Annotated in this window: 11 protein-coding genes; 4 read left to right on the top strand and 7 right to left on the bottom strand. The window is 52.0% G+C overall.

Going from position 1 to position 12,497, the window contains the following annotated elements:
• The first annotated feature begins 265 nt into the window (after positions 1-265).
• Complete coding sequence (ybiJ, locus tag M977_RS17335; protein ID WP_034456483.1) at positions 266-526, top strand: DUF1471 family protein YbiJ; 261 nt, start codon at positions 266-268, stop codon at positions 524-526.
• Positions 527-660: 134 nt separating this feature from the next.
• Here the strand turns inward: ybiJ and ybiB are convergent, their stop codons facing one another.
• Together ybiB and dinG are read right to left on the bottom strand one after the other, a co-directional pair.
• On the bottom strand, positions 661-1,629 hold the full coding sequence (gene ybiB / locus M977_RS17330; RefSeq protein ID WP_064517326.1) for a DNA-binding protein YbiB: 969 nt from the start codon (positions 1,627-1,629) through the stop codon (positions 661-663).
• Between the two features lie 14 nt (positions 1,630-1,643).
• Entirely contained in the window at positions 1,644-3,803 is a 2,160-nt protein-coding gene (gene dinG, locus M977_RS17325; protein ID WP_064517670.1) for an ATP-dependent DNA helicase DinG, read from the bottom strand.
• Positions 3,804-3,969: 166 nt separating this feature from the next.
• Here dinG and M977_RS17320 point away from each other — a divergent pair, with 166 nt between their 5' ends.
• The 3 genes from M977_RS17320 (at position 3,970) to M977_RS25820 (ending at position 6,100) form a co-directional block, all read left to right on the top strand.
• Positions 3,970-5,091 (top strand): ribosomal protein uL16 3-hydroxylase, encoded by a 1,122-nt coding sequence (locus M977_RS17320; RefSeq protein ID WP_064517324.1) that lies wholly within the window; start codon positions 3,970-3,972, stop codon positions 5,089-5,091.
• 70 nt (positions 5,092-5,161) lie between these two features.
• Entirely contained in the window at positions 5,162-5,917 is a 756-nt protein-coding gene (locus M977_RS17315; RefSeq protein WP_064517321.1) for a MerR family transcriptional regulator, read from the top strand.
• A 75-nt stretch (positions 5,918-5,992) separates the two neighbouring features.
• Complete coding sequence (locus M977_RS25820; protein ID WP_034456488.1) at positions 5,993-6,100, top strand: membrane protein; 108 nt, start codon at positions 5,993-5,995, stop codon at positions 6,098-6,100.
• Here the strand turns inward: M977_RS25820 and M977_RS17310 are convergent.
• The 5 genes from M977_RS17310 to bglX form a co-directional block, all read right to left on the bottom strand.
• Positions 6,081-6,812, bottom strand: coding sequence for an ABC transporter permease (locus M977_RS17310; RefSeq protein ID WP_064517317.1), 732 nt, complete (start codon positions 6,810-6,812; stop codon positions 6,081-6,083). The genes M977_RS25820 and M977_RS17310 overlap by 20 nt on opposite strands.
• Positions 6,796-7,740: an ABC transporter ATP-binding protein gene (locus M977_RS17305; RefSeq protein ID WP_064517314.1), complete on the bottom strand. Its 945-nt coding sequence runs from the start codon at positions 7,738-7,740 to the stop codon at positions 6,796-6,798. Before M977_RS17305 ends, M977_RS17310 begins: the two co-directional genes overlap by 17 nt.
• Positions 7,737-8,894 (bottom strand): ABC transporter permease, encoded by a 1,158-nt coding sequence (locus M977_RS17300; protein WP_064517311.1) that lies wholly within the window; start codon positions 8,892-8,894, stop codon positions 7,737-7,739. Before M977_RS17300 ends, M977_RS17305 begins: the two co-directional genes overlap by 4 nt.
• Positions 8,895-9,006: 112 nt before the next feature.
• Positions 9,007-9,918 (bottom strand): glycine betaine ABC transporter substrate-binding protein OsmF, encoded by a 912-nt coding sequence (osmF, locus tag M977_RS17295; protein ID WP_064517307.1) that lies wholly within the window; start codon positions 9,916-9,918, stop codon positions 9,007-9,009.
• A gap of 275 nt (positions 9,919-10,193) precedes the next feature.
• On the bottom strand, positions 10,194-12,491 hold the full coding sequence (gene bglX / locus M977_RS17290; protein ID WP_064517669.1) for a beta-glucosidase BglX: 2,298 nt from the start codon (positions 12,489-12,491) through the stop codon (positions 10,194-10,196).
• Between the last annotated feature and the right edge of the window lie 6 nt (positions 12,492-12,497).

Below are 12,497 nucleotides of genomic sequence, written 5' to 3'. Positions count from 1 at the left end.
CGCAAGCGATTGCAGGCTAGACCAGACGCGTGATGGCAAAAAAGAGTAGCAAAAGATGCGAAAAGCGAAGCGGGATTTGTGTCACATAAACACGGATGATAATTCGCATGCTAATCATTACTCATTTCAATGAGTTAGCTTAGCTTCAAAAATTTTGAATAAGGTGGTCAATTCTATTCGATTTATTATTCTGCTCAAAAGTGTGACCATAATCACATCGACGGAACAACGTCACCTTAAACAGAATAACCTGCGAGAATTAATTATGAAAACCATCAAATATGCTGTAGCGGCCATCGCCCTTTCTACTCTCTCTTTCGGTGCTTTCGCTGCACAATCCATCAACCCATCTGAAGCTCAGAACTTAAATAAAGTGGGTGTGGTTTCAGCGGTTGGCGCAACAACACTGGATGGCCTGGAAGCAAAACTGGCTGCAAAAGCACAAGAAGCTGGTGCAAGTGCGTATTCCATCACTTCAGCTAACACTAACGGCAAAATGAGCGGTACTGCGGTTATCTACAAGTAAGACTGCTGTATTGCCCTGATACACCCTCATTTTGGAGCTCTGCTCCACCCTGTTTGACTCTGTTATGACCCTTGTTGCCCGCGACCATTTATCGCGGGCTTTTTTTTGTCTTTTTTCTGTCAAACAACCATGAATCAGAAGACCTGATTAACGCGGGTTAAGCCTTCCTCATATGTCACAGCTTCACCCGTTGCCACAAGACAACATGCCATTTGTGTTTTTAATGACTGTGGTACGGGTTCAACGCCTGCAACGCAACGTTCAATCCAGCGGGCGGTCAGTTCCGGGTCTTTCCCAGCAGGCAGCATCACTTCTTCGTCGCTGACTTCCGTCTGACGCTCACTCACTACGCGCGAGCCGAGGCTGTCGATAAGCGTAATCTGCGGGCAACGTTGCGGGTTGGCATACACTTCCCCTTCTGTACCGTGCATCAGCAAGCCACGGCCGCCAATATCGGCAAAGAATTTTGCTACTTTCGGGACATATTCAGGATGAGAAACGCTGGCAAGACGTAATGCGGCGTCTTCTTCAAAGGGTGTCGCGAGTTTGGCAAGTGTATGCGCGCTGTTACGTACACCCATACGCCAGCGCATCGCGAGTTGATCTTCCATCGGTGGGCAAAGCGCACTGACAGGAATATAAACCGGGTGATGTAAATCCAGTTTGGCTTGCGCCTGACCCGCATGTAACGTTGGTTCAATGCCCATCAGTGTAAAAATGGTTTCTGTTAATACACGAGTTGGATCGTGGCTAACGCCGTGTACAACCACCGGAAATCCAAGGCGATTAAGCAAAATAGCCAGCAATGGCGTGAGGTTAGCTTGTTTGCGCGCACCATTGTAAGAAGGAATAACAATTGGCATCGGTTTGTTGGCAGGAGGCGTAAGTGAAATCATGTGGTGCTTCATCGCGTCATAGAAACCGAGCATTTCCGCCTCGCCTTCCCCTTTGATGCGCAATGCAATCAGCACTCCACCCAGCTCCAGTTCTGGTACTTCACCTCTGAGCATATGGGCATATAAGCCACGAGCGGTGTCAAAATCCAAATCGCGAGCATGGTTCTTACCGCGCCCGACTTCTTTAATGATCTTACGGTAATCCACTCAGATTCTCCTTTCTATTTCTTGCTCACACGTTTGCGCCGCACCGTCTTTTTCGGCGTTGTATCAATCAGTTTAGCTGCTGGCGCCTCGGGTTGACTGATCGGAAACACCGGTAACGCACCCAGTAAACGTTGACCATAATTTTTGGTCAACAGGCGGCGGTCATAAATCACTACCTCACCATAACAGCCATGGCTACGAATTAAACGCCCAACTTGTTGGATAAGATTAAATGAAGCACTTGGTAAACTCTGTACTTCAAAAGGATAGCGTTTCAGGGTTTTTAACCATTCCCCCTCAGTCAGCACCACTGGGCTGTCGATAGGTGGGAAAGCGATTTTATGGATGTGTACCTGACTGAGTAAATCACCCTTTAAATCAAGCCCTTCAGCGAAGGATTGTAAACCAACCAGCACGCTGGTTTCGCCCTGTTCAACACGTTTACGATGCAGTTCCACCAGCCTGTAACGTGGCATATCCCCTTGCACCAGTAATGTGAGACGCAAATCGGTGACATGCGTCAGGAACACCTGCATCGCGCGGTTGCTGGCAAACAGCACCAGCATGCCTTTATGTTCACCTTTCGCCAGCTCAGCACGGAAGAACGCCGCCATTTCAGCCAGATGTTGAGCTTCGTTTTCCATCGTTGGCTCAACGGTTAACTGCGGGATAACCAGCTTGCCCTGCTCGACATGGTTAAATGGGGAATCCAGCGCAATAAACCGATCGCCCGCATCTTCATCCAACCCACTCATCTCTTGCAGGCGGTCGAATTTATTGAGCGAACGCAACGTTGCAGAAGTGACAATCACATGTGGAACGTTACGCCAGACCAGTTTTTCTAACTGATCGCAAACACGAATGCCCACACAATGGAAATACAGATGTGGCTGTCCTTCGCGGATTTCACGCGTCACCCACTTCGACACCGGCGCTCCCGATGCCTTTTCCATTGCCGAAAGCCGCCACAATTTGCTCTGCGTTTCGAAATAGCCTAATGCCCGGTTCATGTGCAGCAGTGAACGGTGCAAACGCACAATATCGTGCGTTCCGGTTTTTTCGCCAAGATCGTTAAGCAAGGCCTCTGACAGGCTGCGCAGCCCTTCCATCAGCTTCGCCAGTCGCTTACAAATCACCATAATTTCTTCGGGCAGCACGCCCATTTCAAAACGATGCTCAGCCTCTTTTTCGCCCGGCAACCACAATGAAACAATGCAGTTAAATGAGCTGAGCAGCTCAAAAATTTCGTCACAATGGTTGGTCAAACGCTCTGGATTAGTCAGCGGCGGTGGACTTTTTGGGCGGAACTGCGCCATGCAGGTTTCGACCAATTTGGTGAAGAGATCGAACTGCAAACGGCTATAACCCGGCGTAACTTCGGCACTCATTTCCAGCGCGTCACGCGCCACATCCGGCAGATGGTGGCCTTCATCTAAAATCAGCAGCAGGTTTTTGGCTTCAGGCAGCACCGCATCACTTTCCATCGCGGCCATCACCAGCGCGTGGTTGGCGACCACCACTTCGGCGTCGTCTATTTCACGGCGAGCCACAAAGAACGGGCATTCACGATACCAGTGGCAATTGCGCCCCAGGCAACTGGCCTTGTCAGTGCTTAGGCGCCGCCAGAGATCGTCTTCAATATTTTGCGAAGTGTGGTCACGCAACCCGTCCCATTTATAGGCATCAAGGTCGGTTTTCAGTTTTACGCAACGCTGCTGTTCGTCTTTGCTGGTCGGTGCCATCTCATCTTCAAGAAAAGCCAGCAAATCGCCCTGTGAGGCGTTGTCTGTCGCCAAAGCGGCAAGGTTGCGCGGGCAAACGTAACGCCCACGGCCAAACGCGGCGGTAAATTTCAGATCGGGAATGATTTTGCGCAGCAGCGGCAAATCTTTGCTGAATATTTGATCCTGAAGGGCAACGTTTGCCGTACTGACCACCAGGGTTTTTTGCTCGCCGCGCGCAATAGCGATACCGGGAATCAGATATGAAAGCGTTTTCCCCACGCCAGTGGGAGCCTCGATCGCCAGATGTCGCCCCGCTTCACCCGCAAGCGTTTTTGCCACTTCGGCAATCATTTGCCGTTGCGGTGGGCGCGGAATGAAGTCTGGGATCTGCTGTTGTAGCGCCTTATACCAGGCGGCGATTTGCTCTTTTTGAGCGGAGGACAAGGCCATAAAAACCACTTCTACTGTATAAACAGCCACTATTGTCCCACTTTTTACCGTGAGGCTGTATTGTTTTTTCTAAGCCCTCTTACCGCTTGCCTTGACTCATGACAAGGCGGCCTGTAGCCGCTCTTCTCTATAATCGAGCCCGTTTATCCTCCACTGGTATCAAAAAATGGATTATCAACTTAATTTAGACTGGCCTGAGTTCTTAGAGAAATACTGGCAAAAAAAGCCGGTCATCTTAAAAAATGCGTTTCCTGATTTTGTCGATCCGATTACCCCGGATGAATTAGCCGGTCTTGCGATGGAAGCAGAGGTGGATAGCCGACTGGTTAGCCATACCAATGGTCAATGGCAGGCAGCCAACGGTCCTTTCGAGAATTTTGACAATCTCGGTGATACCGGTTGGTCATTACTGGCGCAAGCCGTGAACCACTGGCATGCGCCTTCTGCTGAACTGGTGCGCCCATTCCGCGTATTGCCAGACTGGCGTTTAGACGACCTGATGATCTCTTTCTCCGTACCTGGTGGCGGTGTTGGTCCACATATCGATCAGTACGATGTGTTTATTATTCAGGGCATGGGTAGCCGTCGCTGGCGCGTGGGTGACAAACTGCCAATGCGCCAGTTCTGCCCACATCCCGCGTTGCTGCACGTTGATCCGTTCGAGCCAATCATTGATCAAGACCTGGAACGTGGAGACATTCTGTACATTCCACCGGGCTTCCCACACGATGGCTTCACTCACGAAACTGCACTCAACTATTCCGTTGGTTTCCGTGGCCCAAATGGCCGTGATTTGATCAGCAGCTTTGCTGATTACGCGTTGGAAAACGATCTGGGTGGCGAGCACTATAGCGATCCTGACTTAACCGTCCGCGAACATCCTGGCAAAGTTGAAGGCTACGAGCTTAATCGCCTGCGTGACATGATGATGGAAGTCATCAGCCAGCCTGAAGATTTCAAACAGTGGTTCGGCCGCTTTGTTACCACACCGCGCCACGAACTGGATGTTGCTCCAGCAGAGCCGCCATATCAGCAAGATGAAATCCTTGATGCGTTACTGGGCGGTGAAAGCCTGACACGTCTGAGCGGTTTACGAGTGCTGAATGTTGACGGTGAGTTCTTCGTGAATAGCGAAGCAATGGAAGCACCTGTTCCGGCAGCAGCGGACGCATTGTGCCGTTACACCACACTTGGTCAAACAGAGCTGGGCGATGCGTTAGAGAACCCGGAATTTGTTAACGTATTGACTGAGCTGGTTAATCAGGGCTACTGGTATTTCGACGACTAAATAATCCTGCAAACCTGGGTCCACTGACTACAGTTATACGGGGGCTTCCCGGGCAGACAGTGGATTTAACATGGCGCTTTATACCATCGGTGAAGTGGCTGTGCTTTGCGATATTAACCCCGTGACATTGCGTGCCTGGCAACGACGTTACGGGTTATTAAAACCTCAGCGTACGGATGGCGGGCATCGCTTGTTTGATGATGACGACATCGAACGTATCCGTGAAATCAAACGCTGGATTGAAAATGGCGTTCAGGTCGGCAAGGTGAAAGTCTTATTGGGCGGCGAGCGCCAGGATCTGGAAAGTGGTTGGCGTGAGCGCCAGGAACTGCTGCTCCACCATTTGCAAAGCGGCAGCCCGAACCGATTGCGTACCTGGATGGCTGACATTGGCCGTGATTACCCCGCAGAAACCCTCGTCCACCAGCTTTACACTCCCCTTCGTCGCCGCCTGCAATGCCATCAAGTCACATTGAATACCTTACTTAGCCTACTGGATGGCGCACTGATCAACTACATTGCACTATGCCTTGCCTCAGCGCGCAAACGCAGCGGAAAAGATGCGTTACTTGTAGGTTGGGACACGCCCGATACCACACGCTTGTGGATGGCTGCGTGGATGGCAATCCAGCAGGGCTGGCGGATTGATGTGCTGGCGCACCCGCTACATCAACTGCGACCTGAGCTTTTTGCTCAACAGACATTGCTAGTGTGGTGTGGTGATACGCCGACCACCAATCAGCTCGAACAACTGGAGCTTTGGCGCTGTGCAGGAATGCAAATTTTCCCACTCATGAGCAACGGGCAGTCGACTGAACGCGCATAAGGCAAAGTTAATAGTTCATTAACAAGCCCGCTTCATCTTATAATCGCCTGCGTAACGTATGGAGCGGACATAAAGATGAAACTAAGTAAAATAGCCTTGGTAGGCGGCATGCTGGTAATGGCTATCGGCGGAATTGGCGGCGTGATGCTGATGGGTTATATCGTCATTCTTCATAACGCGTGATGTAGCGCAAAAGACGCTCAAACAGGCGGTCAATAACAATTGCCGCCATCGCGACCAGCAGAGCCCCCTGAATCACATAAGCGGTGTTAAAACCGCTCAAGCCGATGATGATCGGTGATCCCAACGTGCTGGCCCCCACGGTGGATGCAATCGCCGCAGTACCAATATTAATAATCACCGACGTACGAATTCCCGCCAGAATGACCGGTGCCGCCAGCGGTAACTCCACTTTTCGCAGCATCTGCCAGCGGCTCATTCCGGCCCCCAGCGCAATCTCTTTTGTCGCGTCCGGCACCGTCCCCATTCCGGCGAGTGTCCCCTGTAAAATCGGCAGCAAACCGTAAATCACCAGCGCGATAATCGCGGGCTTCGGGCCAAACCCCATCACCGGTACCGCAATGGCCAGTACCGCTACCGGCGGGAATGTTTGCCCGGCGGCGGCGATAGTTTCGACCAACGAGCGAAATTCCAGGCCCGCCGGGCGTGTGACAGCAATCCCCAGCCCCATACCAATCACCACCGCCACCAGGCTTGAAATACCCACCAGCATGAAGTGTTTTAGTGCCAGGGCGATAAAACTGTCTTGCTGGTAGAGCGGCCTTTCCAGCTCCGGAAACAACCAGCTAAACAAGGGGCTGCTGTAAGGCATCACCACCAGAAGTGCGATGAAAAACGCAATCAGCCACAACAGAGGGTCACGAATCAAGCGCATTTTCACCCCGAACTAAATCGCTGAAATGCAAAACGCCGCACAGTTCGCCCTGCTGATTAACTACCGGCAACTGCTGGCACTGGCGATCAACAAACAGCGATAACGCCTCGCGCAAACTTAACATTTCGCTTATCGGCTCACCCGCTAAGCGTTCATGTGAACGCACGCGATCGGCGACGTGGCGGAGTGACAACAACCGCACGCCCAGTTCGCTACGACCAAAGAAATCACGCACAAAGTCTGTCGCTGGGTGAGTTAGCAACTCCAGCGGTGTACCTTGTTGAATCACCTTTCCCCCGTCCATTAGCACAATGCGGTCAGCCAGCGTCAGTGCCTCATCGATATCGTGCGTCACCAGCACGATGGTGCGTCCAAGCAGTTGGTGGATGCGAATAATCTCCTGCTGAAGCGCCCCGCGCGTGACCGGGTCCAGCGCACCAAATGGCTCATCCATCAGCAACACTTCCGGATCGGCGGCCAGTGCACGTGCCACGCCAACACGCTGCTGTTGCCCACCGGAAAGCTGATGCGGGTAGCGGTCACGGAATTGCGCGGCATCAAGACCAAGCAGATCCAGCAATTCGTCGATACGCGCATTGATTCGCGCTTTCGGCCATTTCAGCAGTTGCGGTACGGTGGCGATATTCTGCGCCACGCTCCAGTGGGGAAACAGGCCGATGGACTGAATCGCGTACCCCATGCGGCGGCGCAACGCTTTGGCGTCAAAATTACGTATCTCTTCGCCGGCAAAGCGGATACGCCCGCTATCATGTTCCACCAGGCGGTTAATCATTTTCAGCGTGGTGGATTTACCGGAACCGGAAGTACCAATCAGCACCGTAAATTCACCCTCTTTGATGTTCAGCGATAAATCCTTAACCGCCGCCGCCCCCTGAAAGGATTTGCTGACATTTTCAAATTCGATCATGGCTGTTTTTCCTCAAGCAATGAGATAAACAGTTTAAAAAATGCATCCAGAATCACCGCCAGGGCGATCACCGGGATCACGCCGAGCAACACCAGATCCAGCGCGCTGCTGAGTAGCCCCTGGAAGATAATCGCACCGAAACCTCCGGCGCCAATGAGCGCGGCAATCACCGTCATACCAATGGTCTGAACACAAACCACGCGCAGGCTGCGCAGCAAAACCGGCAACGCCAGCGGCACTTCGGCCTGCCAGAAAATCTGCCATCGTGACATGCCCATACCTTCGGCACTTTCAATGATATTGCGCGGGACATGCTGCAAACCTGCGACGACACCGCGCACCAGCGGCAGCAGTGCATACAGCACCAGCGCGATGATCGCCGGAGCCACACCAATTCCGCTTACGCCCATTGAGCCTAACCACGGTAAAAACTTCACCAGTCCCGCAAGTGGTGCAATCAACAGGCCAAACAACGCCACTGACGGCACCGTCTGAATAATGTTGAGTACCGAAAATACCGAAGACTGCCAGCCAGGGCGGGCATAACAAAACACCCCCAGCGGCACGCCAATCACTAACGCAGGGAACAAGGTACCGAGCAACAAAGCCAGATGGCGCGTGAGTGCATCATCAAAAACATCCTGGCGGTTGGCGTACTCTTTGAGCAGTGAAAGGTCGGAAAAATAACCACTCCAGAGCAGCGCGACGGGCACAATCCAGATCTGTAGATTCACCAATAAACGCCAGAGCGCTTTGGGCGTCAGGCGGTTGATGGCATCTGCGCACAACAACAGACATAAGGTCAGCGACAGCCATGACCCGCTGCCCGGCGATGTTCGCGCAAGCGTGCTTCCCTGCTGCGCAAATTGCGTCGCCGTCAGCCCCATCACCCACAGAATGGTGATAAACAGCAGTTCACCGATAATGAGCGTGATAAACAGTGGAAATGAGCGGCAAGGCAGTAGCACCAGGAAAGCCAGTATCAACACCGGAAGGGTAAGCAGGAGCCCAGCGTGTGCGGGGAGTTGGCTAAGCGCGACAGGCTCCCCGGAAACCAGGCGGTTGGGTGCAAAGTTGATAAACGGCAAAGCCGCGCCTGCCACCACCAGCAATATCACCAGAAGCAGCAGGACGCGATTATGAATTTTGAGCAAACAGACATCCTGTTGTTTTTATCGTGGTAGGAAAGCATTACGCGTGTCCGACCGGGGTTAAAGCCATTCCAGGGTGGATAGGCACCAGCCCATCCACCAGTCGTTCAGTAACCTACTTCACAAAGCCTTTTTGTTTCAGGTAATCAGCAGCCACTTTTTTGGCATCCAGCCCTTCCACCGCAATGCTGGCGTTAAGCTGTTGCAGTGTTTTCTCATCAAGTGATGCAAACACCGGTTTAAGCCATTCGTCCATCTGCGGATAAGCCTTTAGCACTGCTTCACGCACAACAGGCGTTGGCGCATAAATTGGCTGCACACCTTTCGGATCGCTCAGCGTTTGCAGGCCAAGTGCCGCCACCGGGCCATCCGTTCCGTAAGCCATTGCCGCATTCACACCAGAGGTTTGCTGCGCCGCAGCTTTTATGGTCACAGCCGTGTCGCCGCCAGCCAGCGAGAGCAGTTGCGGCTGTTCAAGTTTAAAGCCATAGGCTTTTTCAAAGGCAGGAAGCGCGTCAGAGCGTTCGATAAATTCAGCGGAAGCAGCAAGCTTAAACTCACCGCCTTTTTTCAGGTACGCGCTGAGATCGTCAAGCGAGGTGAGTTTGTTTTTCTCAGCCAAATCTTTGCGCACCGCGATGGTCCAGGTGTTGTTTGCCGGAGCAGGTGTCAGCCACACGAGATGATTTTTTTCAGCGTCGAGTTTTTTAACTTTCTCATAGCCCTGTTGCGCATTTTTCCATGCAGCATCTTTTTCATCTTTAAAGAAAAATGCCCCGTTACCGGTGTATTCCGGGTAAATATCCAGTTCGCCCGCCGTAATCGCGCCACGCACGACCGGGGTGGTGCCTAATTGCACTTTATTGACCGTTTTGACACCGTGGCTGTCCAGTACCTGCAAAATGATATTGCCGAGCAGTGAGCCTTCGGTATCAATTTTTGAACCAACTTTCACCGGCTCCGCAGCTTGTGTCCCTGCAGCCAGTAAGACTAACCCCGCCATACCCCAACGCGCTGATACGTTCATCGTGCTTCCTCACTGTTTTTCTTTGCTTAAAAATCATGAACTCGCAAAAGTTTAGACGAGAATTGACAGGTTGGTGAGGGATGAGGTGCAGAATAAGAAAAGAGCCGGAAAACCGGCTCTTGATGGGGGGGTGTTATAGCCATTACCCAAAATAGTTGGAGTTGCGGCAAGGCGGCAAGTCCATAAGTCCATAAGTCCCCAGAAGCATAGATAACTATGTGACTGGGGCGAATGGGCGCAGCCAACGCAGGTGCAGCTTCAAATATGAAGGGTAATTACTTGAGTTCAAACTCGCTCTGTTTCACACGGGCAGAATCCAGACCGATAAACACATTAAACTTGCCAGGCTCGGCAACATGTTTCATCTGCGCGTTCCAGAACTTCAGCGCTTCAACATCAATCGGGAAGCTTACAGTCTGCGTTTCACCAGGTTTGAGTGAAACTTTCTTAAAGCCTTTCAGCTCTTTAACCGGGCGGCTCATCGATGCGGTGACGTCCTGCAAATACATCTGTACGACAGTTTCACCTTCACGATCACCGGTGTTTTTCACTTCGACAGAAGCTTCGACTTTGCCATCCGCTTTCATTGATGGTGCAGACATTTTCACATCAGACACGCTGAAAGTGGTGTAGCTCAGGCCATAACCGAATGGGAACAGCGGGCCGTTCGCTTCATCAAAGTAGCGAGATGTATATTTGTTTGGTTTTTCCGGATTGTACGGACGCCCTGTATTCAGGTGGCTGTAATAGGTTGGGATCTGCCCGACAGAACGTGGGAAGGACATCGGCAATTTGCCTGACGGGTTGTAATCGCCAAACAGGATATCGGCCACCGCGTTCCCGCCTTCAGTGCCGCTATACCAGGCTTCCAGCAGCGCATCAGCCTGTTGATTTTCTTTCACCAATGCCAGAGGGCGGCCGTTCATCAACACCAGCACTAGCGGTTTACCGGTCGCTTTCAAAGCGGCAATTAAATCACGCTGGCTTTGTGGCAGCACCAGATCGGTACGGCTTGAGGCTTCGTGCGCCATCCCCTGAGCTTCACCAACAACAGCAACAACAACATCAGCAGATTTCGCAGTATTAACCGCTTCATCGATCATCGCCTGTGCAGAACGGGTATCAACCGTAACGGCTGGTTCGTACTGGTTTAGGAAATCAACAATGCCTTTTTCATCAGTGACGTTAGCGCCTTTGGCAACCACGATTTTGGCTTTGTCACCCACGGCACTTTTGATGCCCTGAAGTACTGTGATGGTTTGATCGGCAACACCAGCAGCTGACCAACTCCCCATCATGTCACGTTTGCTGTCAGCCAACGGGCCAACCACGGCAATGGTGCCGGATTTTTTCAGTGGCAATACGTCCAGACGGTTTTTCAGCAACACCATGCTTTCACGTGCAACTTCGCGAGCATCTTTACGGTGCAGGCGGCTTTCAGCGTTGGTGTCTTCAGGGTCAGATTCTTTCGGCCCTAAGTGGCTGTATGGGTCGTTGAATAGCCCCATATCATATTTCACGTTAAGCACATGGCGCGTGGCATCATCAAGTTCAGCCATTGGCACATCACCGCTTTTCACCAGCTCCGGCAAGTACTTGCTGTAGTACTCATCGCTCATACTCATGTTGATGCCGGAATTCAATGCTATGCGCACTGCGTCTTTCGGATCGCTCGCCACACCGTGTTTAATCAGCTCTTTAATGGCACCGTGGTCTGAAATGGTAATGCCTTTAAATTTCCACTCATCGCGCAGCAAATCTTTCAGCAGCCATGAGTCGGAAGAGGCCGGAGTGCCGTTAAGGGAATTGAGCGCCACCATCACACCACCACTGCCAGCATCCAGTGCGGCTTTGTATGGCGGCATATAATCGTTGAACAGTCGCTGCGGGCTCATATCAACGGTGTTGTACTCTTTGCCGCCTTCAACTGCGCCATAGGCCGCGAAGTGTTTCACGCTGGTCATGACCGAATAACGGTCTGCCGGGCTTTTGCCCTGCATCGCTTCAACCATGGTGCGACCCATGATGGAAGTCAGGTAAGTATCTTCACCAAAACCTTCGGAGACACGGCCCCAGCGTGGGTCGCGCGACACATCCACCATTGGTGCCCATGTCATGTTCAGGCCATCATCTGCAGCTTCATAAGCAGAGACGCGACCCACCGTTTTCACGGCGTCAAGATTGAAAGAAGAAGCTAAACCAAGGCTGATTGGGAAAACAGTACGTTGGCCGTGAACCACATCGTAGGCAAAGAATAATGGGATTTTCAGGCGGCTAAGACTCATCACCTGATCTTGCATCGCGCGGATATCCTGGCGGGTGACGGTGTTAAAAATCGCCCCCACCTGCTCGTTTTTGATCATCTCGCGAATGGCTTCTTTCGGGTTATCCGGCCCAACGCTGATTAACCGCAACTGGCCGATTTTCTCGTCGGTGGTCATTTTCTTCAGCAAATCAGTGACGAATGCGTCACGCGCCTCAGGTGTTAACGGGTGTGGACCAAACATTTCGTTAGCCAGCGCGGGTTGCAGCGCAAGGCTAACTGCAATACTTACAGAACAGAGCCATTTCATCGACAT

Source organism: Buttiauxella gaviniae ATCC 51604 (assembly GCF_001654835.1).
Classification (GTDB): Bacteria; Pseudomonadota; Gammaproteobacteria; order Enterobacterales; family Enterobacteriaceae; genus Buttiauxella; species Buttiauxella gaviniae.
This window is presented reverse-complemented; position numbering and strand designations above follow the sequence as displayed.